Source organism: Shewanella kaireitica (genome assembly GCF_023284045.1).
Classification (GTDB): Bacteria; Pseudomonadota; Gammaproteobacteria; order Enterobacterales; family Shewanellaceae; genus Shewanella; species Shewanella kaireitica.
This window is the reverse complement of record NZ_JAKIKQ010000023.1, coordinates 40584-63588: the sequence shown is the minus strand read 5'-3', so window position 1 is coordinate 63588 and position 23005 is coordinate 40584. Positions and strand designations below refer to the sequence as shown.

Annotated in this window: 16 protein-coding genes; 7 read left to right on the top strand and 9 right to left on the bottom strand. The window is 42.2% G+C overall.

Translation table 11 applies throughout. The features are described from left to right. Positions 1 to 13 precede the first annotated feature (13 nt). Positions 14 to 1030, bottom strand: coding sequence for an asparaginase (gene ansA / locus L2730_RS20190; RefSeq protein ID WP_248976231.1), 1017 nt, complete (start codon positions 1028 to 1030; stop codon positions 14 to 16). Between the two features lie 112 nt (positions 1031 to 1142). After that, the gene (gene sppA, locus L2730_RS20185) at positions 1143 to 2984 is read right to left on the bottom strand and encodes a signal peptide peptidase SppA (protein WP_248976230.1); all 1842 of its coding nucleotides are present in this window, start codon (positions 2982 to 2984) and stop codon (positions 1143 to 1145) included. 155 nt (positions 2985 to 3139) lie between these two features. On the opposite strand from sppA, the gene L2730_RS20180 reads away from it, so the two are divergent. Next, positions 3140 to 5155, top strand: a complete 2016-nt coding sequence (locus L2730_RS20180) for an NADPH-dependent 2,4-dienoyl-CoA reductase (RefSeq protein WP_248976229.1) — start codon at positions 3140 to 3142, stop codon at positions 5153 to 5155. A gap of 115 nt (positions 5156 to 5270) precedes the next feature. Then, positions 5271 to 5453 (top strand): hypothetical protein, encoded by a 183-nt coding sequence (locus tag L2730_RS20175; protein ID WP_248976228.1) that lies wholly within the window; start codon positions 5271 to 5273, stop codon positions 5451 to 5453. A gap of 240 nt (positions 5454 to 5693) precedes the next feature. Here the strand turns inward: L2730_RS20175 and yfaE are convergent, their stop codons facing one another. The 5 genes from yfaE to ubiG form a co-directional block, all read right to left on the bottom strand. Further along, positions 5694 to 6083 (bottom strand): class I ribonucleotide reductase maintenance protein YfaE, encoded by a 390-nt coding sequence (yfaE, locus tag L2730_RS20170; RefSeq protein ID WP_248976227.1) that lies wholly within the window; start codon positions 6081 to 6083, stop codon positions 5694 to 5696. Next, on the bottom strand, positions 6052 to 7182 hold the full coding sequence (gene nrdB / locus L2730_RS20165; protein WP_248976241.1) for a class Ia ribonucleoside-diphosphate reductase subunit beta: 1131 nt from the start codon (positions 7180 to 7182) through the stop codon (positions 6052 to 6054). The genes yfaE and nrdB overlap by 32 nt, the downstream gene beginning before the upstream one ends. 74 nt (positions 7183 to 7256) lie before the next feature. Continuing rightward, the gene (gene nrdA / locus L2730_RS20160; RefSeq protein ID WP_248976226.1) at positions 7257 to 9545 is read right to left on the bottom strand and encodes a class 1a ribonucleoside-diphosphate reductase subunit alpha; all 2289 of its coding nucleotides are present in this window, start codon (positions 9543 to 9545) and stop codon (positions 7257 to 7259) included. 710 nt (positions 9546 to 10255) lie between these two features. Further along, positions 10256 to 10966, bottom strand: a complete 711-nt coding sequence (locus L2730_RS20155) for an HAD family hydrolase (RefSeq protein WP_248976225.1) — start codon at positions 10964 to 10966, stop codon at positions 10256 to 10258. Continuing rightward, positions 10959 to 11669 (bottom strand): bifunctional 2-polyprenyl-6-hydroxyphenol methylase/3-demethylubiquinol 3-O-methyltransferase UbiG, encoded by a 711-nt coding sequence (ubiG, locus tag L2730_RS20150; RefSeq protein ID WP_248976224.1) that lies wholly within the window; start codon positions 11667 to 11669, stop codon positions 10959 to 10961. The genes L2730_RS20155 and ubiG overlap by 8 nt, the downstream gene beginning before the upstream one ends. A gap of 293 nt (positions 11670 to 11962) precedes the next feature. Between ubiG and gyrA the strand changes: the two genes are divergently transcribed. Next, complete coding sequence (gyrA, locus tag L2730_RS20145) at positions 11963 to 14653, top strand: DNA gyrase subunit A (protein ID WP_248976223.1); 2691 nt, start codon at positions 11963 to 11965, stop codon at positions 14651 to 14653. 78 nt (positions 14654 to 14731) lie between these two features. Here gyrA and L2730_RS20140 read toward each other — a convergent pair whose 3' ends face one another. Beyond that, a complete protein-coding gene (locus tag L2730_RS20140; protein WP_248976222.1) occupies positions 14732 to 15892 on the bottom strand; it encodes a serine hydrolase domain-containing protein in 1161 nt (386 codons plus the stop codon). A 362-nt stretch (positions 15893 to 16254) separates the two neighbouring features. Here L2730_RS20140 and serC point away from each other — a divergent pair, with 362 nt between their 5' ends. Next, complete coding sequence (gene serC / locus L2730_RS20135; RefSeq protein WP_248976221.1) at positions 16255 to 17346, top strand: 3-phosphoserine/phosphohydroxythreonine transaminase; 1092 nt, start codon at positions 16255 to 16257, stop codon at positions 17344 to 17346. 62 nt (positions 17347 to 17408) lie between these two features. Here the strand turns inward: serC and L2730_RS20130 are convergent, their stop codons facing one another. Beyond that, positions 17409 to 18599: an amino acid aminotransferase gene (locus L2730_RS20130; RefSeq protein ID WP_248976220.1), complete on the bottom strand. Its 1191-nt coding sequence runs from the start codon at positions 18597 to 18599 to the stop codon at positions 17409 to 17411. A 427-nt stretch (positions 18600 to 19026) separates the two neighbouring features. On the opposite strand from L2730_RS20130, the gene aroA reads away from it, so the two are divergent. The 3 genes from aroA (at position 19027) to rpsA (ending at position 22945) form a co-directional block, all read left to right on the top strand. After that, positions 19027 to 20307 (top strand): 3-phosphoshikimate 1-carboxyvinyltransferase, encoded by a 1281-nt coding sequence (aroA, locus tag L2730_RS20125; protein WP_248976219.1) that lies wholly within the window; start codon positions 19027 to 19029, stop codon positions 20305 to 20307. A gap of 180 nt (positions 20308 to 20487) precedes the next feature. Further along, positions 20488 to 21180 carry a (d)CMP kinase gene (gene cmk / locus L2730_RS20120; RefSeq protein ID WP_020912588.1) on the top strand — a complete coding sequence of 231 codons (693 nt, stop codon included), beginning with the start codon at positions 20488 to 20490 and terminating at the stop codon, positions 21178 to 21180. A gap of 97 nt (positions 21181 to 21277) precedes the next feature. Continuing rightward, on the top strand, positions 21278 to 22945 hold the full coding sequence (gene rpsA, locus L2730_RS20115; RefSeq protein WP_020912589.1) for a 30S ribosomal protein S1: 1668 nt from the start codon (positions 21278 to 21280) through the stop codon (positions 22943 to 22945). Positions 22946 to 23005: the final 60 nt, after the last annotated feature.

Genomic DNA, 23005 nt, shown 5'->3' with positions numbered 1-23005 from the left:
GTCTAAGATGTAGTTAATCTTGGGTCAATTCGCCGACAATTGATTGTTCCATGGCTGCGCGGATGGCCTCAGGAGTAAGGTCTGTAGACAGTAAGTAGTGCAGCTTAGCCAGTGCTGCTTCAGTAGTCATATCATAACCACTGATAACACCTGCGGATGCTAGAGCATTACCTGTCGCATACCCTCCCATATTGACTTTTCCTTGCAAACACTGCGTTAGGTTTACTAAAACAATGCCACGATCATGTGCATCTCTGAGTGTCTTTAATAATGCCGGTGTCTGCGGAGCGTTACCTACGCCAAAGGTTAAAAGTATTAGTGCTTTCACCGGTTGTTGTAAAACATTGGCAAAAATTTCAGTATTGATCCCAGGGTACAGAGTGACTACACCTATGGGCTGAGGACTTATATTGATAACTTCTAAAGGTCTAGTTGGATTTTCATCTGCGCGCTCGCCCGCATGCCAACGGATCTTTATCCCAGCTTCAAGTAGCAAAGGAAAGTTAGGTGATGCAAAAGCATTGAATCCGTCAGCATGAGCTTTAGTGGTGCGGTTACCTCTAAATAGCTTGTTGTTAAAGAATAAACAAACTTCGGCAACAGGGTAGTTCGCCGCAATGTATAGCGCATTTAATAAGTTTGTTTGACCATCAGAGCGCAGCTGGGCTAATGGTATTTGTGAGCCGGTAACGATAACGGGTTTAGACAAGCCTTGCAGCATGAAAGACAGCGCCGACGCCGTATACGCCATAGTGTCAGTACCATGGAGGATAACAAAGCCGTCGTACTGGTCGTAGTTAGCTTTGATATCATTAGCTATCATTTGCCAATCGGTAGGCGCCATGTCTGAAGAGTCGATAAGTGGCGAGTATTCGCTAATGACAAAGTCTGGCATCTCTTCATGGTAAAACTCCGGCATTGCTTTAACACATTCTGTTAAAAAACCCGCTACAGGCGCAAAGCCCTGCTCAGTTTTTTGCATACCTATGGTTCCGCCTGTGTAGGCGACATATATACAGCGTTTAGTCATGTTATTTTTGTTTTTGAACACAATAGAGTGATTATAAAGGTGCAGATAGAATAAAGCCCAGTAAAACTGGGCTTTATTTAATATTTGTTTATAAGCGTTATGTATAAAGGTGTTAGTCAGTGCATGTATCACAATATAGATAGACACCATTGGGGTCATCAAAAGTTTGTAATGTTTCGGCGACACTAGAGAACTCACCTAAAAGCTTTTCTAACAAAGTGGTTTGAGTCAGGCTTTCTGGTATATAAACAGCAACTGATGCAAACATCTCCTGTATAAACTGATCTTGAGGAGATAACTCTTGTTGGATCACTTCAGTATCAAAATGATCGATTTTCGCAAGTTCAGCTGCATGAGTAACAGCATTTTGTAAATCACCAATACCATCGACTAGTCCAAGCTCAAGTGCTTTGCGGCCCGTCCATACTCGCCCTTGAGCAATTCTGTCTACTTGCTCTAAGGTCATATCTCGCTCTGTTGCAACCAGTGATATAAAGTCTTTATATCCGCGCTCAATGTGACGCTGAATCACTGCACTTATTTGAGGTGATATCCCTTTGGTAACAGAAAAACCAGCCCAATCAGAGGTTGCAACGCCATCAGTATGTACGCCAATACTCGCTAGAGAATCCTCAAAAGTGGTCACCATGCCAAAAATACCAATAGAGCCCGTCAAGGTTGTTGGAGTCGCGTAGATATAATCAGCACTCGCAGAGATCCAATAACCGCCAGAAGCGGCGTAGCTGCCCATGCTGACGACAATTGGCTTGTTAGCCTCTTTTAATGCTAACACTTCTTGGCGGATCTGCTCTGAAGCAAATGCGCTACCACCGGGGCTATCAACTCGAAGTACTACAGCTTTGATTGAATCATCAAAACGGGCTTTACGTAGTAGTTCTGAAGTGCTTTCGCCACCAATCTCACCAGCGGGTTGTGACCCGTTTAAAATCTTCCCTTTGGCTACAATAATACCGACTTTGTTATCAGCTAATAAAAGAGGGTGACTCGCAGTGACAGAGAGATAATCGTAAAAATCAATTTGTTTAAAAGATTCACCATCAGAAGATTTTCCGACAGCGTCGACCATACTCAAGCGAAACTGTTCAGCTGTTTTTAACTCATCAACCCAATTAAGGTTAAGTGCCATCTGGCTAGATTGGCCGTCAGCTTTATCGAGCTCAGTCAAATACTCTTTGGCTGATAATGACAATTGGCTGGCATCAATATTACGGTTTTGGCCTACAGTAGTGCTGTAACTTTCCCATAAATCATTTAAAAGTGCCAAGTTAGCTTCTTTAGCCGCGTCAGACATATCATCACGAATAAAAGGCTCTACAGCAGATTTAAAGGTACCCACTCTAAAAACATGCGCTTTGATTTTAAGTTTATCTAAGGCAGACTTAAAATACTGACGGTAGCGACCAAGGCCTTCTATTTCAACACTGCCCTGTGGATTGAGATAAATGCCGTCGGCATAACTTGCTAAGAAGTACTGGTTTTGTCCAAACCAATTTGCATGAGCGACAATAGGTTTGCCTGATTCTTTAAAGTGGTTTAATGCCTCGCCTATAGATTGCAGTTTACTCATGCCTGTACCACGTAAATGGCCTAGATCGAGTACCAATTGACTAATTCGAGCATCAGAAGCTGCATTGTTAACGACATCGATGACATCCGATAGCAGAATTTCGCCACTACCATCTTTAGCGCTGCCGCTTTTCATTGCAGCTTCTAAAGGATCAACACGACGTTTCTGATCAACGATAGTGCCTGACAGGTTCAGCACTAGCGCTGAGCCATCTTCAACTTTTAATGTCTCTTCACTGCTAAGGGTTACGATAAGCGCAATAATCAAACCGAAAAAAATAAGGTTTAGAAATAGCTTTCTTGTGCCATTTATAATATTCCAGCAAAGCAGAAATATCCTTTTAAAAACTGAGGGTTTAGTGGGCATTAGCCACTCCTTTAAATCCGAATTAGCATAATGCTAACTGAAAATCCTTTAGAAAGGAAAACTCAATTGTAAAGGAATCTGATCACTCCCTTATTGAGCTTATTGATAACACAAGGTATGCTGAATTAAATCACTTGTTTAAAAAGGATGTTTGAATGTCGTTTCCGCATTTATTAGAACCCTTAGATCTGGGCTTCACCCAGTTAAAAAACCGCGTATTGATGGGCTCAATGCATACAGGTTTAGAAGAAGAAAAGGGCGGCTTTGAGAAACTGGCAGCATTTTATAAAGAGCGTGCACAAGGTGGAGTGGGGTTAATTGTTACCGGTGGTATATCACCCAATTTACGAGGAAGGCTGGCTCCCAATGCTTGTCAATTAAGTTTTCCATGGCAGGTAAAGAAGCACACAGTTGTCACTAAAGCCGTTCATGATGCTGGCGGCAAGATCTGCATGCAGCTACTTCACGCTGGCCGCTATGGTTATCATCCATTTTCACAGGCGCCAAGTAAGATTAAGTCTCCTATTACTCCTTTTACCCCCTCTAAAATGTCAACGCGTCAGGTTGCCGGGACGATAAAAGACTACGCTACTAGCGCTGCATTGGCTAAAAAGGCGGGTTACGATGGCGTTGAAGTGATGGGGAGTGAAGGTTATTTGATTAACCAGTTTATAAGCTCTCGAACCAATAAGCGCACGGATAAATGGGGTGGATCTTTCGAAAATAGAGCGCAGTTCCCTATTGAAATCGTAAAGCAGATCCGCGCTAAAGTGGGCAAGGAATTCATAATCATCTTTAGGTTATCGATGTTGGATTTGGTCGATAACGGCTCGACGTGGGATGAAGTGGTACAACTTGCTAAGTCTCTAGAAAGTGCTGGAGTGACTATTATCAACACTGGTATAGGCTGGCATGAAGCTCGAGTACCAACTATTGCTACCAGTGTTCCGCGCGGCGCATTTGCTTGGGTTACAGAAAAACTGATGAAAGAGATGAGCATTCCTCTCATCGCCACTAACCGGATTAATACACCAGAAATTGGGGAGTCTATTATCGCATCAGGTCAAGCAGATATGGTGTCTATGGCGAGGCCATTCTTAGCCGATGCAGAATTTGTTAATAAGGCTGAAGCGAATACTCCAGAACTTATTAATACCTGTATCGGTTGTAATCAAGCCTGCCTCGATCATACTTTTGCACTTAAGCGTGCAACATGTTTGGTTAACCCAAGAGCTTGTTATGAAACTGAACTCAACTTTACCCCTGCTAAGGTTAAAAAGCGTATAGCTGTCATGGGAGCGGGCCCTGCTGGGATGGCGTTTTCAATTTATGCTGCGACACGTGGTCATGAAGTGGTGCTATTTGAAGCTAAATCGGAAGTGGGTGGCCAGTTTAACTTGGCTAGAAAGATCCCCGGCAAAGAGGAGTTTGACGAAACAATTCGCTACTTCCTCAATCAAATCAAATTGCATAAGGTGGAGTTGCGGTTAAACACTCGGCTTGATGCTAGCGTTGTTAGAGATGAAAAATTTGATGAAATCGTGATGTCTTCGGGTGTAAAACCAAGGCCACTTGATTTACCAGGCTTTGATAACCCCAAGGTAGTTGATTACCAACAAGTGCTCAATGGCGATGTTGAAATTGGACAGAAAGTTGCTTTGATAGGAGCGGGCGGTATTGGTTTCGATATGGCTCATTACCTTTGTGAAGATGAATCGTCAACGTTAAACGCTAATAAGTGGTTAAAGCAGTGGGGCATTGATAAAGAATATAAAGAAGCTGGCGGCCTTACAGAACCGGTGTTAGATGACAAGCATCGTGAAGTCTTTTTATTGCAACGTAAAACCACTAAGATGGGCAAAGGGTTAGGTAAAACTACTGGCTGGATCCATCGCTCTGTTTTAAAACAACATCAAGTCGCGATGAAAACAGGTGTTAGCTATGACAAATTTGATGAAGCAGGCTTACACATCACTGTTGATGAAAAGCCCGAGATATTAGCTGTCGACAACGTAGTGCTCTGTGCCGGACAAGTGTCAAATACTGAGTTGGTTGACGAGATGAAGTCAACCGGTATTCCTGTGCATCTTATTGGTGGTGCAGATGTTGCCGCTGAGCTTGATGCTAAGCGAGCAATACGCCAAGGCGCGGAGTTAGCTATCTCACTTTAATATGCTTATTAAATACTGATAGGTATCAAAGCCTGCTTTATTCGTAAAGAGAATTAAGCAGGCTTTTTTGTGTCATGTGAATTACCTTTAGGCAAACAGTAACAAGAAAGTCGCTATGTTCAGACAATTAATAAAACAATTAGCTGTCATTACCATCATTGCTTTGATGCCCTGTAACGTAAATGCAGCTACCAGTGTAAATCCTGATTATGACGCTAAAAGAGCCGTAAATGCGTGGGCTGATGAATATGGTATGAAACGCTATGTGATTGCATTTTTAAAGCGGGGCCGTTTTTAGAGGAAGGTGATTTAAGAGGGATTTATATTTTTGATGTTGTAACCATTGAAGAGGCCAAAGCGCTCACCGCTTCTGATCCTGCAATAAAGGCTAGAAGTTTAATCATGGATCTTAAGCCTTGGTATGGCAGTGCGGCCCTTACAGAGGTGAATGACTTACATAAACTCATGTCTAAAAAGCGAATGTAAGGTTAGCGCAATAATGGAAAATAACGATAATAGGGCAAGCTAAAAACCTTGTTTACTCAACCGATTCGCTAGCTTGATGTTGTTTATGCTTAGGTGCTCTTACAACTATCTCTGCGCCATCAACAGATAGATCTAAATCGATGTCGGTATCAGGAACACAACAGCAGGGCAGGCATTCATCGGCTTCTAAGGTAACCAGTGGTTCGGTGATATAACTGACTGAACCACTGATAATTTTAGTCTTACATTGGCCACAAAAGCCATTGCGGCACTCTGAAAATGTACTCACTTTTTTTTGTTCTAGCGCCTCAAGTAAGGTCAGGTGCTGTTGATTAAACAGCAGCACAGGTTGTCCTTGCAGGCTTACAATAGGCGCTTTTTTAAAGCTAGCTAGGCTAAAGTTAACAGGTTTAAAGGTCAAAGTCAGAAAACTCGTCTTCATCAATAGAGGCATCAATTTGGCCAACTAGATAAGATGATACTTCCACTTCTTGAGGTGCGACTTGCACTGCATCACTCTCTAGCCAGTTCTTCATCCAAGGTAGTGGATTGCTTTGCTCTGCATATGGTGACTCCAAATTAACCGCTTTCATGCGTTCATTGGTGATGTACTCAACATACTGGCAAAGGATTTGCTCATTTAGGCCAATCATAGAGCCGTCTTTGAATAGGTATTTAGCCCATTCTTTCTCTTGCTCAGCCGCTTTAACAAAGATGTCGATTGCGGTTTGTTCACACTCTTTGGCAATTTCTGCCATTTCAGGATCGTCTTTACCGGCATGCATAATTTTTAAAATATGCTGGGTACTATTTAGGTGCAAAGCTTCATCACGAGCAATAAGACGGATGATTTTGGCGTTACCTTCCATCACATTACGTTCAGCAAAAGCAAATGAGCAAGCAAAGCTGACATAGAAACGAATCGCTTCGAGGACGTTTACCGACACCATGCAAAGGTAAAGCGCTTTTTTGATTTCGCGCTTAGTGACTTCTACGATTTCACCGTCTATTTGATGACTGCCTTCTCCAAGCAAATGGAATGCTTGGCTGAGTTTTATCAACTTGTCGTAATACGCCGCAATATCAGTTGCACGTTTTAAGATCTCTTCATTTTCAACGATATCGTCAAAAACAACCGATGGATCATTGACGATGTTACGAATAATATGGGTGTAAGAACGAGAATGAATGGTTTCAGAAAATGACCAAGTCTCGATCCAAGTTTCAAGTTCAGGCAACGATACCAAAGGCAGAAAAGCAACATTTGGCGAACGACCTTGAATCGAATCTAGTAGTGTTTGGTATTTCAGGTTTGAGATAAAGATATGCTTCTCATGGGCAGGCAGAGCGGCATAATCAATTTTATCTTTGCTTACGTCTACTTCTTCTGGACGCCAGAAAAATGAAAGCTGCTTTTCAATTAGTTTTTCAAAAACTTCATATTTCTGTTGGTCGTAACGAGCAACATTGACTGATTGCCCAAGAAACATAGGCTCAAGCATTGCATTGTTTGGTGTTTGACAAAATGTAGAGTAGGCCATTTTTCTATCTTCCGATAATGGGGGCATAGCCCCCTATAATTAACGTTTAAATACGAGTGATGAAATCCGTTGGATTAGATCTTACATGCGCCACCAGCGCAACTGTCATCTTCTACCTCAATGGCAGTGATATCATCATGACTATCTGAAGCTCCATCACGGGTATTGTGATAGTAAAGTGTTTTCACACCATATTTGTATGCAGTTAATAGATCTTTCAGCAATACCTTCATCGGAACCTTACCATCTGGGAAGCGGCCCGGATCGTAGTTCGTGTTAGCCGAAATAGATTGATCAACAAACTTTTGCATCAAACCAACTAACTGAATGTAGCCGTCATTATTCGGCATTTGCCAAAGCAGCTCATAGCTGTACTGATATTTATCAAAATCAGGGACTACTTGCTTTAGTTGGCCATCTTTACTGGCCTTAACACTGATTAAACCTCGTGGAGGCTCAATACCATTAGTAGCGTTTGAGATCTGCGATGACGTCTCAGAAGGCATCAATGCTGAAAGCGTAGAGTTACGCAGGCCATGAGTTTTGATCTCTTCACGCAGAGATTCCCAGTCCATATGTAATGGTTCATCACAGATCTTATCAAGATCACGCTTGTAGGTATCAATTGGTAAAATACCCTTAGAATAAGTTGTTTCATGAAACGAAGGGCACGCGCCTTGCTCTTTTGCTAAATTGTTTGAAGCTTTCAACAAATAGTACTGAATCGCTTCGAACGTTTTATGGGTAATGCTGTTCGCTGAGCCGTCTGAGTATCGAACACCTTCTTTAGCAAGGTAATTGGCGAAGTTAATCACACCGATCCCCAGAGTACGTCGATTCATCGATGCCTTCTCTGCAGAGATGATCGGGTAATCCTGATAATCCAATAAATTATCAAGTGCACGTACAGCGAGATCCGCAAGAGGCTCAAGTTCTTCTAGATTCTTAATTGCACCTAGGTTTAATGCCGAAAGCGTACAAAGGGCAATTTCACCATCTGGATCATTGATGTTGTTCAGTGGCTTGGTTGGTAGTGCGATCTCTAAACACAAGTTAGACTGACGAACTGGTGCAACTTTAGAGTCAAATGGACTATGAGTGTTGCAGTGATCGACGTTTTGAATGTAAATACGTCCAGTCGATGCACGTTCTTGCATCATCAATGAGAACAGTTCTACTGCTTTAACTTGTTGCTTACGAATACTCTCGTCTGCTTCATACTTTAAGTAAAGGCGTTCGAACTCGTCTTGGTCTTCAAAGAAAGCATCATACATACCAGGTACATCTGATGGGCTAAACAAGCTAATCATGCCACCTTGGATCATACGTTGATACATCAACTTGTTGATTTGAACGCCGTAATCTAAATGACGGATACGGTTGTCGTCTACACCACGGTTGTTCTTTAGCACAAGTAGTGATTCAACTTCTAAATGCCAAATAGGGTAGAACAGGGTTGCAGCTCCACCACGAACGCCACCTTGCGAACAAGATTTTACTGCAGTTTGGAAGTACTTATAAAAAGGTAAGCAACCTGTATGGAATGCTTCACCACCGCGAATAGGACTACCTAATGCACGAATACGGCCTGCGTTAACGCCGATCCCTGCTCGCTGCGACACATATTTAACGATGGAAGATGACGTGGCGTTAATTGAATCTAAGCTGTCACCGCACTCAATCAATACACATGAGCTAAATTGGCGAGTAGGTGTACGAACACCAGCCATAATCGGTGTCGGAAGCGAAATCTTGAACGTAGAAGTCGCATCGTAAAAATCTTTTATGTATTTAAGACGAGTCTCTTTTGGATATTTCGCGAATAGACATGCGGCAACCAAGATATAAAGGAACTGAGCGCTTTCATAAATTTCATGACTGACGCGGTTCTGAACTAAATACTTACCTTCTAACTGCTTAACGGCAGCGTAAGAAAAGTTCATGTCGCGCCAGTGATCAATATAACCGCCTAAAATGTCGATCTCTTCGCGGCTATAATCTTCAAGTATATGGGCGTCGTACTTGCCTAACTCAATGAGCTTGACCACATGGTCAAATAGTTTTGGTGGTTCAAACTGTCCAAATGCTTTTTTACGTAAGTGGAAAATGGCAAGTCTGGCTGCTAAAAACTGGTAATCCGGCGCTTCAGGCGAGATTAAATCTGCAGCTGCTTTAATGATAGTCTCGTGAATAGCCTCTGTCGGGATCCCTTCGAAAAACTGTAGGTGAGAACGTAATTCAACTTCAGAGACTGACACATTGGTGAGTCCTTTAGCTGCCCATTCTATAACACGATGGATCTTGTCAAGATCAATGGTTTCACGTTCGCCACTACGTTTTGTGACTGTCATATTGCTATTCATTAAAGATAAACCTTGGTTCTTATATTTATGAAAGTGACCTGTATAGGCGCACTGTACGTTTCCCTGTAAACAATCCAAATAAAACTGTAAAACAGTGGCATCCAATCTGTTGACACAACCTACTAACTAGTGTCTAAGATTGTCACTCACACACAATATATGGTGTTTTAAAATTTCTAAGGTACAAGATAGTGAGGTTATTGGATTTTTGCAAGTATGAATTGTGGGTACAAGTTGTGGATATCTTGAGGATAATTGTTAGGGTTAGTAATAGCTAACCCTTGAAGCTTGTTTTGATTTGAGTTCTCCGTTGAAGATGAATATTTAGCCAGCCAAAAAACTTGTTGAAGATCGCAGGATCTTATAGCGATCTTCATCTTTAATAATCCAGATAGAATGCTTATACCCGTTCTACTTTAAGATGCAGGATTCAGTGGGAATTTAATGGGCTTTAATCACAGGTTCATTGCTCCATGCTAAACCTAAGCACCTACGTCCATGTAGGCGAGGCATTGATTGCGATTAATGGTCGTTCCCTTAGTAAAATCAATAACACAGAGTAAAGTCCATGCTTTTTATATAAGATGCGCCCATCGCGGAAGGCTTTGTGCCAGCCCACTTCGTTGTTGCACTCACTTAAAAGGGAATAACCATTTCTACGTCAATGTGCCTAGAATTGAACTGGCACAATGCTTCTGAAACGAGCATCTTCAGGTAGTACTGGTATATATACTTAGTTGGTTTTTAAGCCATCTGCTTAGGACATATGGATCACCAAAACTGACGTCGCTAGGCCATTCTATAATTGCATCATCGGGTCCAATATAGCCCCATTCCGCGAGCCCTGCATGCATACCGCAAGCCTTCGCTGCCTGCATATCTCGCTCAGCATCACCAAGATAGAGGATCTGTTCTGGTCTGACTGACAACTGTTGCGCAGCGAGTAGCATTGGCGCTGTGTGAGGCTTTGAATGCAAAGTACTATCGCCACTCACGATTGTTGGCATGCGTTTATCAAAACCCATTTTAATCATCAGTGGGCGGGTAAATCTAGCGGGTTTATTAGTGACGACCCCAAATGGAATGTTTTGCTCTGACAATAAGTTTAAAAAAGCATCTAAGCCAGCGAAAAGCTGACAATGCTTACCGTTTACTTGGGGATAGTTTTTCAGTAGTGCAGATTGTACTTGAGCATGCATAGCTTCGTTTTGCTCAGGCAATGCTGTTTGAACTAAAGCTAAACTACCATGTGACGCTTGATAACGAAGTTCACAGCTATTAACTGCGGCAAAACCGAACTGTGCAAGGCTAATATTGAGTGCCTCAATCATATCTGGTGCAGTGTCGGCTAAAGTGCCATCAAGATCAAAAAGCACCCCTTTAATGGCGAGGCGCTTTTCTGTTAAGTGGCAATCAGTCATTTTTAGTCGTTGCTATCATATAATTGACTTCTAAACTTTTTGTGTACTTAAACACATCGGTAATAGGGTTGTAGGTTATACCTACTGCATCGGTGCAGATTAGCTCGGCATTATCAGCTAGGCTAATTAGCTCCGAAGGTCTAATAAACTTATTGTGGTCATGGGTGCCGACTGGTAACATTTTTAATAAATATTCCGCACCTAAAATAGTTTCTACGTAGGCTCGAATGTTTCTATTAATGGTGGAGAAAAATACATAGCCGCCAGGTTTAACCATATCGGCACATGCTTGGATGACTGAGCTTGGATCAGGCACATGTTCAAGCATTTCCATACAGGTGATGACATCATATTGTTGTTTGTGTTCGTCTCGATGGTTTTCTGCAGTATTTTTTATATAGTCAATAGAAACCCCAGTTTCTAATGCATGAAGACGAGCAACATCAAGCGGTTCCTCACCCATATCAAGGCCAGTAACATTAGCACCAATACGCGCCATACTTTCAGATAAGATCCCGCCACCACAGCCGACATCGAGTATCTTTTTACCAAAAATACCGCCAGCTGTCTGATCGATATAATTGAGGCGCAGTGGATTAAGGTTGTGCAGGGGCTTGAACTCACCGTTTGGATCCCACCAAGTCGCCGCCATTTTCTCAAATTTTGCAATCTCTTCAGGGTCGACATTATTGTTGTTTTGCACTGTTAATTACCTCAGATCGATTAATTCGTCTTTTGTGCTTCATTATAATGATTAGCGACAATAAACAAAGCGGATATCGCTTGGTTTTCTAAGATCCACTCGAAGTGGCTATAAAATGCACTTATGCCTTGATTTTAATCAATAGTATTGCCTTTTACTGCTTATTTAAAATGAATACAGTATTGGGTCTAGCGCCATCAAATAACTGTGTTAGAATGCCAAATCACGTTTTCAAGCATGGCCATTCTTAACAGTGAGAATAGCGTGCTAAATTTCAGGGGATCGAGCAGTTTATGACTGATCTGGCTTCATCTATAACACCAATTAATATTGAAGACGAATTAAAGAATTCTTACCTCGATTACGCTATGAGTGTAATTGTAGGCCGGGCACTGCCCGATGTTCGTGATGGCTTAAAGCCTGTTCACCGTCGCGTTTTATTCGCCATGAACGAATTGAAAAACGACTGGAACAAACCATATAAGAAATCGGCTCGTGTGGTCGGTGACGTAATCGGTAAGTATCACCCACATGGTGACACCGCGGTTTACGACACGATCGTTCGCTTAGCACAGCCATTCTCTATGAGATACCCGCTTATCGACGGCCAAGGAAATTTTGGTTCAGTTGATGGTGATGCAGCAGCTGCAATGCGTTATACCGAAATCCGTATGGACAAAGTCGCGCATCAATTACTAGCCGATCTTGAAAAAGAGACGGTTGACTTTGTACCTAACTATGATGGTACCGAGTTTATACCTGCTGTTTTACCAACACGCATACCGACATTACTAGTTAATGGTTCTTCAGGTATCGCGGTTGGTATGGCAACAAACATCCCACCTCATAATTTGAGTGAAGTAATTGCCGGTTGTTTAGCGCTTATTGAAGATCCTGCGTTATCAATCGAACAGTTAATGGAACATATTCCAGGACCTGACTTCCCAACAGCAGCTATCGTTAATGGTCGCAAGGGCATTATTGATGCTTATAAGACTGGCCGTGGCCGCGCAGTTATGCGTGCTAAAGCTGAAATTGAAGAAGAGAATGGTCGCGAACGTATTATTGTTCACGAAATTCCATATCAAGTTAACAAAGCTCGTCTAATCGAAAAGATTGCCGAGCTAGTAAAAGATAAAAAGATTGAAGGGATCAGTGGCCTACGCGATGAGTCTGATAAAGACGGTATGCGTATCGTTATTGAGATCAAGCGTGGTGAAGTTGGCGAGGTTGTGCTCAACAACCTATACGCTCAAACACAAATGCAATGCTCTTTTGGTATTAATATGGTTGCGTTGACTAACGGTCAACCAAAACTATTTAACCTTAAAGAGATGCTAGAGTGCTTTATTCTTCATCGTCGTGAAGTTGTTACGCGTCGTACCGTATTTGAACTACGTAAGGCCCGAGAGCGCGCCCATATATTGGAAGCGCTTGCTGTAGCACTAGCAAACATCGATCCGATCATAGCGCTCATTAAAGCATCACCAACGCCTGCTGAAGCTAAAGTTAAGCTTGTGGCACAAGGTTGGGAGCTTGGCCATGTTAAAGGCATGCTTGAAAAAGCAGGCGATGATGCCGCTCGTCCTGAGTGGTTAGAGCCAGAATTTGGTATCCGTGATGACAAGTACTTCCTGACAGAACAGCAAGCTCAAGCCATTCTAGAGCTTCGCTTACACCGTCTAACAGGCCTTGAGCACGACAAGATCATTGCTGAGTATGAAGAGTTACTTGAAATCATCGCGGCGTTGCTACTTATTTTAAGCAGCCCACAACGTTTGATGGAAGTGATTACTGAAGAGCTACATGAAGTACTTGAAAACTTTGGCGATGAACGTCGCACAGTTATCAATGCTAATGAAGTTGATATGAGTCTTGAAGATCTCATCAACGAAGAGGACGTGGTAGTTACACTTTCTCATCTTGGCTATGCAAAATATCAAGTGCTTACAGATTACCAAGCGCAGCGCCGTGGTGGTAAGGGTAAAGCAGCAACTAAAGTTAAAGATGAAGATTTCGTCGAGAAACTATTGGTAGCAAATACCCACGACACTATTTTGTGTTTCTCTGACTTCGGTAAAATGTATTGGCTGAAAGTTTACCAATTGCCACTTGCAAGTCGTACTGCTCGTGGACGCCCTATTGTAAACTTATTACCACTTTCTGAAGGCGAGCGTATTACTGCTATTCTACCTGTACGTGAATATGCCGATGATAAATATATCATCATGGCAACCTCTCACGGAACCGTTAAGAAAACAGCGTTAACAGCCTACAGCAACCCTCGTGCTAACGGCATTATTGCTGTTAACTTGAAAGATGGTGACCAACTGATTGGTGTTGATATTACCGATGGTAATGACGATATCATGTTGTTCTCTAACGAAGGTAAAGTAGTTCGCTTTAATGAAAAAGCACGTAATGCTGAAACTGGTGAAGTGAAGATTGATCCAGAAACCGGAGAAGAGGTAATTGCACTACGTGCGATGGGCCGTACCGCTACAGGTGTTCGTGGTATCAAGCTTGAAGATGGCCAAACCGTGGTATCGCTAATTGTGCCTAAAGAAGATGGCGCTATCTTGACGGTAACTGAAAATGGTTATGGTAAACGAACTGCACTGTCTGAGTACCCAGCTAAGAGCCGTGGTACAAAGGGTGTTGTTTCTATCAAAGTAAGCGAACGTAACGGTGCGGTTGTGGGTGCGGTACAAGTTGGTGAGAATGACGAGATCATGCTTATCAGCGACAAAGGTACCTTAGTTCGTACTCCTGCAACAGGTGTATCTAGTATTGGTCGTAATACTCAAGGTGTTACTATTATCCGTACCGCGGAAGATGAAAAAGTAGTAGGTCTGCAGCGTATTGATGAAATACAAGATGACGAAGTTGAACTTGATGAAGAGGGTAACCCTATCGTCAGCGAGGAGGTTACAGAAGTAGCTTCTGATGCAGAAGGTTCTGAATCAACAGAGTCTGAAGACTAAATAGCTAAACTTACTATCAAGTAAAAAAGGATGCCATTGGCATCCTTTTTTGTTTTAGTCAGGGTTAAATAAGAAATACTATTGTTTGTCGAGTTTATCAGCTTGTTTGAAAACATCTCGCCAGTATTGAGAACTAAGCTTTGCAATGACTCTCGACTCACCATTTAAAAGCATAGCCATTCCGATATTGAGCTCTGGAGAGTAGGATATTTCTGCAACGTAACCTGCGACCCATCCAGCATGATAGATTAAAGGTCGACCTTCAAACTCATAAACACGCCAACCCTTTCCGTAATGTGCGCTATCAAGGTAGGCGCGCCAATCTCTGCGCCTCAACTCTCGAGTGGTTTTAACGCCAGGTGTAGTGACATCCTTAAGCACGCTCTCTGATATTACACTTGGGTTTTGCCCAAGATTTGCCATAAGCCATTTGGACATGTCGCTAATGCTGGCATTAACACCAGCAGCAGGTGCGAGTTGATAGTAGTTCGGTTTAACTTTTACCTTTTTGAATCCAGATTTTGTTTTTACATGAGGTTCAGCTCTATTTTTTGTATTTTGAAAAGCGTCGTAGCCTACCGACGCAGAACTCATTTTTAGTGGTGTAAAGATTCTGCGCTGTAAAAGTTCAGCATAGTTTTGATGGGTTTGTGTTTCTATCGCAGTTTGAATAAACGAAAAGGCCACATTTTGGTAGCCATAGCAGACTCCGGGGCTACACATTGGTGTAAGTTCATCAAACTTGGAGATAATTTTAGGCATTTTTACATTAGCATTTATTAAGTTGTCATAGCTGTTGGGCCATAGACCCGTACTATGTCCAATAATATGGCCTAGATTGATCTGTTTTGCTGCTTGCCTATCAGCAAGGTCAAACTCAGGAATATAGCTTATAACCGGTTGCTTCCAATCGAGTTTGTGTTCTTGAACTAGCATTGAAGCAAGTGTTCCAGCGAAAGTCTTAGACACTGATGCGAGTCTGAATACGGTTTCCGAGTTTACATTTTTACTACCACCTTTAGTGCGCTTTCCGTAAGTACTTAACTTAAGTATTGTATCTCCCTCAACGATAACAAATGCTCCACCAGGTACTTTATTGGCTTTCATTTTACTGTGGAAATTGTGTTTGAAATTATCTGCAAGGACTTTGTATTCAGAGGTACTGGCATAAGCAGCAGTGTTTGGTAACAAGGTAGCAATCGATAGAGAGCTGAATAATAAAAAGGGTCTTAAAAACATGTATGGATCCAACGAAAGATTATAATCATTCTTATATGGCTATTGTTGAGCATAAGGTTCCATATTACTAGTGGCTGTCTATCGTTTAAGGCGAGTTTTTGTTCAAATGAAATGACTTTAGTATTTTAATAGAAAAGAGGCTGGAAAGCTCCTGTAAAAAGCAATAATACGATTTTCGAAATGGGCAGCTAAAGTAGAGCGTTTAAATTTTTCATTTCATGACTCAATAAAGCATTTTTACAAAACAGTGATTTATTAAAGTGAAACGACTTTTTCGTGTTAGCCACCAGAACGTTACGATATACTAAGAAAAGAATCTAAAAAACCACGTATAAACTGATCGTACATAAAAGGACAATACTGTGAGCGCTACTTTTAATTTCTGTGCTGGACCCGCCATGTTACCTCAAGCTGTTATGCAAAAAGCACAGAGAGAGTTGTTAGATTGGAATAATATGGGTACTTCGGTGATGGAGATTAGCCACCGAAGTCAAGAGTTTATAGCGCTAACGACTCAAGCTGAAGCAGACCTACGACAGTTAATGGATATCCCCTTGAATTATCATGTACTCTTTATGCATGGTGGTGGGCGAGGTCAGTTTTCTGCTATTGCCAATAACTTTCTTGGTAATAATGGACAAGCGCTGTACCTTGTTGATGGCAGTTGGTCTTCAGCTGCCGTAGAGGAAGCTAAAAAACTGGCTGGTGAAGATAATATCGACACCATTAATATTGTCGAAAAAAGTAATGGCTTAAACAGTGTTTCTATACCTGAATTATCAACTATCGATAAAGATTATCGATACCTACATTATTGCCCGAACGAGACTGTAGATGGCATAGAGATCTTTGACACTGTTAATAGCCCATGGCCAGTTATCGCTGATATGTCATCAAATATCTTGTCGCGAAAAATAGACGTAAGCCAGTTTGGCCTTATCTATGCGGGTGCACAAAAAAATATTGGCCCATCAGGTTTGAGTATTGTCATTGTTCGAGATGATATGTTGACGCTTCCGAGTTTGCCGCAGTCTTCTATCATGGATTACAAGTTGGCGGTTAAACACGCTTCTATGTATAACACTCCGCCTACTTTTGCATGGTATTTAGCTGCAGAAGTTTTTGCTTGGTTAAAAGCGAGCGGTGGGGTGGAGGCTGTAGAACAAATTAACATTGAGAAAGCTCAGTTACTGTATCAATGTATTGATGATCTTAGTTTCTATACGAGTGGGGTTGCTAGCTTGAATCGTTCTCGAATGAATGTAACTTTTCAACTTGTTAACCCTGAGCTTGATGACCTCTTTTTAGAAGAGGCTAAATTGGCCGGATTAGTTGCCCTAAAAGGGCACCGTAGCGTAGGTGGAATGCGTGCGAGCATTTACAATGCCATGCCGATAGAAGGTGTTATTGAATTAGTGAAATTCATGCAGGCTTTTGCTAAAAAACATAGCTAACGAGTAAATTGAAATATAGAAAAGCCGCTTTTAAAAGCGGCTTTTTAGTAAAACTTTAAAGCTTAGAGTACTTTAGCAATCGATTTTGCTAAGTATTCAACATTGCCAGTTCCTATGCCCGCAATGCTTATACGACTAGAATCGACCATATAAACACTATAATCACTTTGAAGCTGCGCGACTTGCTCTGGAGTGATCCCTAAGAACGAGAACATGCCTTTTTGTTCAGTGATGAAGTCGAAATTACGAGTCACGCCAATCTCTTTTAGCTTGTTAACTAACATGGCACGGTTGCCGTTAATGCGGTCGCGCATTACCGTTAACTCATCTAACCACTCTTGTTTTAGCTCGTTTGATCCTAGGATCGTTTCAACTATTGCAGCACCATGGGCAGGCGGCATTGAATAGATACAACGGACGACATAAAGCAATACAGAGAAAGCAACGTCACTGGCAGCAGCATCTTTACCTATGATGCTGCAGGCACCAATGCGCTCTCGGTACAAGCCGAAATTCTTTGAGCATGAACTACACAGAATCATGTTGTTAACTGTTGCAGCCATTTTACGGACGCCATATGCATCTTCATCTACACCATCTCCAAAGCCTTGATAGGCCATATCTATGAGTGGGGTAAAACCTTGCTCTGCAGTCAACTCGATAATCTCGTCCCATTGTTGCTGGTTGAGATCCATACCACTTGGGTTATGGCAACAGGCATGTAGCAGTACTACGTCGTCGCTGTTTATTTCAGATAGCGCTGCCTTCATCTCTGTAAATTTAAGGGACTTAGTGTCGTAGTCATAGTAAGGGTAAGTTTTAACGGTAATACCAGCTGCTTCAAACAAACCGGTGTGGTTTGCCCATGTTGGGTCGCTTACCCAAAGTACAGAGTTTGGATTACAACGTTTGATAAAATCAGCAGCGACTCTAAGCGCACCAGTGCCGCCTGGTGTTGAAACAGTACGAACTCTGTTTGCTAGGATTGCTGAGCTATCTGTACCGAAAGCTAGCTCTGACATGAGCCTGTTAAAATCAGCAGAGCCAGTAGGACCGATGTAAACTTTTGTTGACTCTGTGTCTAATCGATACTTTTCTGCTTTCTTTACACAGGTTAAAATAGGGGTGTGGCCTGATTCGTCTTTGTATACCCCAACGCCTAGATCAACTTTTTGTGAATGATTATCTTCACGGTATTTAGTTAGCAAACCTAAAATGGGGTCTGCAGGCATAGCGGTCAGTGTGTTGAACATAGCTCCATCTACCTCTTTGTTTATTGGCCTACTTTCTATAGCAAATAATGCCAATTTATTCAGTTATTCTTATATTACCTAGGGTAACGTAAATTTATAGTTATTTAATAGTAATTATCATGAATTTCGTTTAGCTAAAAATTGGCAATAAAATATTCCAATACAACTATTTTGAAAAAATCGGTAATTTTCATCCCTAATAAATGTCTATTTCTACCACTTGAATAACTTTTAAGGCTTAAAGGTGAGTTTTTAGCAAAAAAGTGTTGAATACTTCGCAGCAATCAGTAAATTTGTAACTACGAAGTTCAAACAATCGCTAAACCGCTGTCATTTTGTCGTGGTGACCTAACAAGCCTTTAGCATGAACGTCTACTGTTAACCCGCAGGTGAGTTTGACTCCTGCAGAAATTTAAAGAAGTTATCAATGAATCAATTACGTTTAGAGCCTATCGAAAAAGTAAACGGAACCATTAATATTCCAGGATCTAAAAGCATTTCTAACCGCGCACTGTTACTTGCCACGTTAGCTGAAGGGACCACGACATTAACAAATTTGCTCGACTCTGATGATATCCGCTATATGTTAGCATCGCTCAAACAATTGGGCGTGAACTATCGCTTGTCAAATAACAACACGGTTTGTGAAGTTGATGGATTAGCTGGCACGCTTAACAGCGATGTTGCACAAACATTATTTTTGGGTAATGCAGGCACTGCTATGCGCCCACTTTGCGCAGCACTTACATTAGGCAATGGAGAGTTTACCTTAACTGGTGAACCTCGAATGGAAGAACGCCCTATTGGCGACCTGGTTGACTCGTTACGCCAACTTGGCGCAGACATTCGTTATTTAAAAAATGATGGCTTTCCGCCATTAACCATTAATGCTACGGGCTTGAGTGGTGGTGATGTTGAAATAGCGGGTGATCTCTCTAGCCAGTTTTTGACCGCTTTGTTAATGGTCGCACCGCTAGCGAAAGGCGATGTCAATATTAACATTAAGGGCGAACTAGTCTCTAAGCCTTACATTGATATCACTTTAGCGTTAATGGCGCAGTTTGGTGTTAACGTTACCAATAATAATTATGCTTCTTTTGAAATCAAAGCTGGCCAACGCTATACCAGTCCAGGAAAACTACTGGTAGAAGGTGATGCATCTTCTGCCTCTTATTTTCTGGCTGCAGGAGCAATCAAGGGCGGTGAGGTTAAAGTGACCGGTGTAGGCAAACTGAGTATTCAAGGTGATGTAAAATTTGCTGATGTATTGGCGCAGATGGGGGCAGACATAGAATGGGGCGATGATTACATTATCGCTCGTGGCTCGAAATTAAACGCTGTTGATCTAGATATGAACCATATTCCGGATGCTGCTATGACTATTGCAACAGCGGCGCTGTTTGCAACTGGTACTACGCATATTCGAAATATCTATAACTGGCGCATTAAAGAGACAGATCGCTTAGCGGCAATGGCTACTGAGTTACGTAAGGTAGGAGCCATAGTCGATGAAGGGCATGACTACATTAGTGTGACGCCGCCAGCCAAACCGCATACTGCAAATATCGATACTTATAATGACCATCGAATGGCAATGTGTTTTTCGATGTTAGCCTTTGCTGATTGTGGTATTACCATTAATGAACCAGAGTGTACATCTAAGACTTTCCCTGATTATTTTAATCAGTTTAATGCCCTAGCAAACTAAAATCCCTCCCTTAGTACATTAGGATATATGGTTCAGGTTTTTGTCATAAATCTGAACCATATCTTAATGGGATCTCCGATTATTTGAATTAGATGCCGCTTTCTCGAGTTACATGGTTTATAATGCGCGCGCTCATTTTCGGTTATATCAAGGAAGATTGAATTTCTTGTGGAGGATTTTATGTTAGAACGGGCTCCTGTTGTCACTGTTGACGGCCCTAGCGGTGCGGGAAAAGGTACTATTAGTCAATTACTTGCTGAGAAGTTAGGTTACAAGTTGTTAGATAGTGGTGCAATTTATCGCGTATTAGCATTAGCTGCTATTCATCACAACGTAGAACTTGATAATGAAGAATCGCTAACATTACTGGCAGCACACTTGGACGTGCAGTTTATTACGGGTAATGAAAGCAAAGGCATTAAAGTGGTGCTGGAAGGCGAAGACGTATCAACAACGATACGTAGTCAAGAGTGCTCGAATGCTGCATCAAAAGTCGCGGCATTCCCGCGTGTTAGAGAAGCATTGCTGCGTCGTCAGCGTGCTTTTGCAGAAGCTCCAGGATTGATTGCCGATGGTCGCGATATGGGAACGGTTGTTTTCCCTGCAACACCAGCAAAACTTTTTTTGACTGCTAGTGCAGAGGAAAGGGCGCAAAGGCGCTATAATCAGTTGCAGGACAATGGCTTCGATGTTAAAATCGATCAGCTTTTGTCTGAGATAAAAGAGCGTGACGACCGCGATATGAATCGTAGTGTTGCTCCTTTGGTGCCAGCCGAAGACGCACTTGTAATCGATACGACGAACATTTCTATAGAAGATGTGTTAGCCATGGCGCTGACTCATATTCATAAAAGTTTTCAAGTACCTGCGTAAGCAGGTATTTAACTATTTGCCCCAAGGATGAGGCAAATTATTATACTGACTCCGCGTCCAGGATGGGCTGTGGTTTATTAAAGAAAGTAACTTAAACATGACTGAATCTTTTGCTGATCTATTTGAACAATCCCTTGAAACTTTGGAGTTCCGTCCAGGTTCTATCGTAACTGGTGTAGTTGTACGCATCGAAAACGGTACTGTACTTGTTGACGCAGGTCTTAAGTCTGAAAGCCCAATCCCAGCTGAACAGTTCAAGAACGCTTCAGGCGAGCTTGAAATCTCTGTTGGCGATACCGTGCACGTTGCTCTTGACTCTGTTGAAGATGGCTTCGGTGAGACTCAACTGTCTCGCGAAAAAGCTAAGCGTCACGAAGCTTGGATCGTTCTAGAAAAAGCGTACGAAGATGCTGAAACTGTAATCGGTATCATCAATGGTAAGGTTAAAGGCGGTTTCACTGTTGAATTAAACGGTATCCGTGCATTCCTACCAGGTTCTCTAGTTGACGTTCGCCCAGTTCGCGATACAGCTCACCTAGAAAACAAAGAATTAGAATTCAAAGTTATCAAGCTTGACCAGAAGCGTAACAACGTTGTTGTTTCTCGTCGTGCAGTTATCGAATCTGAAAGCAGCGCAGAACGTGATGCTCTTCTTGAGAACCTTCAAGAAGGTCAATCAGTTAAAGGTATCGTTAAGAACCTTACTGACTACGGTGCATTCGTTGATCTTGGTGGTGTTGACGGTCTTCTACATATCACTGATATGGCTTGGAAGCGCGTTAAGCACCCATCAGAAATCGTTAATGTTGGTGACGAAATCAACGTTAAAGTTCTTAAGTACGACCGTGAGCGCACACGTGTATCACTAGGTCTTAAGCAACTTGGCGAAGATCCATGGTTAGAAATCAGCAAGCGCTACCCAGAAAACACACGTTTGACTGGTCGCGTTACTAACCTAACTGACTACGGTTGTTTCGTTGAAATTGAAGAAGGCGTTGAAGGTCTTGTTCACGTTTCTGAAATGGATTGGACTAACAAGAACATCCACCCATCAAAGGTTGTTAACCTAGGTGATGAAGTAGAAGTTCTAGTTCTAGACATCGATGAAGAGCGTCGTCGTATTTCTCTAGGTCTTAAGCAATGTAAGACTAACCCATGGGATGACTTCGCAGAGCGTTTCAACAAGGGCGATAAGGTTTCTGGTAAGATCAAGTCAATCACTGACTTCGGTATCTTCATCGGTCTTGACGGCGGCATCGACGGTCTAGTTCACCTTTCTGATATCTCTTGGAATGGTACTGGCGAAGACGCAGTTGCTGAATACAAGAAAGGCGACGAAATCAATGCAGTTGTTCTTTCTGTTGACCCAGAGCGCGAGCGTATCAGCTTAGGCGTTAAGCAAACTGAAGACGATCCATTCAATGCATACCTTGCTGATAAGAAGAAAGGTGTTGTTGTAAATGGTGTTGTTACTGCAGTTGACGCAAAAGGTGTTACAATTGAACTAGCTGAGACTGTTGAAGGTTACCTTCGCGTTTCAGATATCTCTCGTGAGCGCATCGAAGATGCATCAACAGTTTACTCTGTAGGTGACAAAGTCGAGTCTAAGTTCATGGGTGTAGATCGTAAGAACCGCACCATCAGCCTTTCTATCCGTGCTAAGGATGAAGCTGAAGAGAAAGAAGCAATGGCTAGCTTGAACAAGCAGGAAGACGCTGTCATGAGCAGTGCGATGGCTGAAGCGTTCAAAGCAGCTCGTAAATAATCGCCTTGAAGTTCAGGGGTGCATGCACCCCTAAAAGGTGACTGTGTTTGGCTTGATAAT

Excerpts from the sequence above, each read along its gene's own strand:
- ansA (WP_248976231.1), bottom strand. The coding sequence starts at position 1,030 with ATGACTAAACGCTGTATATATGTCGCCTACACAGGCGGAACCATAGGT.
- sppA (WP_248976230.1), bottom strand. The coding sequence starts at position 2,984 with ATGCCCACTAAACCCTCAGTTTTTAAAAGGATATTTCTGCTTTGCTGG.
- L2730_RS20180 (WP_248976229.1), top strand. The coding sequence starts at position 3,140 with ATGTCGTTTCCGCATTTATTAGAACCCTTAGATCTGGGCTTCACCCAG.
- L2730_RS20175 (WP_248976228.1), top strand. The coding sequence starts at position 5,271 with ATGTTCAGACAATTAATAAAACAATTAGCTGTCATTACCATCATTGCT.
- yfaE (WP_248976227.1), bottom strand. The coding sequence starts at position 6,083 with ATGAAGACGAGTTTTCTGACTTTGACCTTTAAACCTGTTAACTTTAGC.
- nrdB (WP_248976241.1), bottom strand. The coding sequence starts at position 7,182 with ATGGCCTACTCTACATTTTGTCAAACACCAAACAATGCAATGCTTGAG.
- nrdA (WP_248976226.1), bottom strand. The coding sequence starts at position 9,545 with ATGAATAGCAATATGACAGTCACAAAACGTAGTGGCGAACGTGAAACC.
- L2730_RS20155 (WP_248976225.1), bottom strand. The coding sequence starts at position 10,966 with ATGACTGATTGCCACTTAACAGAAAAGCGCCTCGCCATTAAAGGGGTG.
- gyrA (WP_248976223.1), top strand. The coding sequence starts at position 11,963 with ATGACTGATCTGGCTTCATCTATAACACCAATTAATATTGAAGACGAA.
- L2730_RS20140 (WP_248976222.1), bottom strand. The coding sequence starts at position 15,892 with ATGTTTTTAAGACCCTTTTTATTATTCAGCTCTCTATCGATTGCTACC.
- L2730_RS20130 (WP_248976220.1), bottom strand. The coding sequence starts at position 18,599 with ATGTTCAACACACTGACCGCTATGCCTGCAGACCCCATTTTAGGTTTG.
- aroA (WP_248976219.1), top strand. The coding sequence starts at position 19,027 with ATGAATCAATTACGTTTAGAGCCTATCGAAAAAGTAAACGGAACCATT.
- cmk (WP_020912588.1), top strand. The coding sequence starts at position 20,488 with ATGTTAGAACGGGCTCCTGTTGTCACTGTTGACGGCCCTAGCGGTGCG.
- rpsA (WP_020912589.1), top strand. The coding sequence starts at position 21,278 with ATGACTGAATCTTTTGCTGATCTATTTGAACAATCCCTTGAAACTTTG.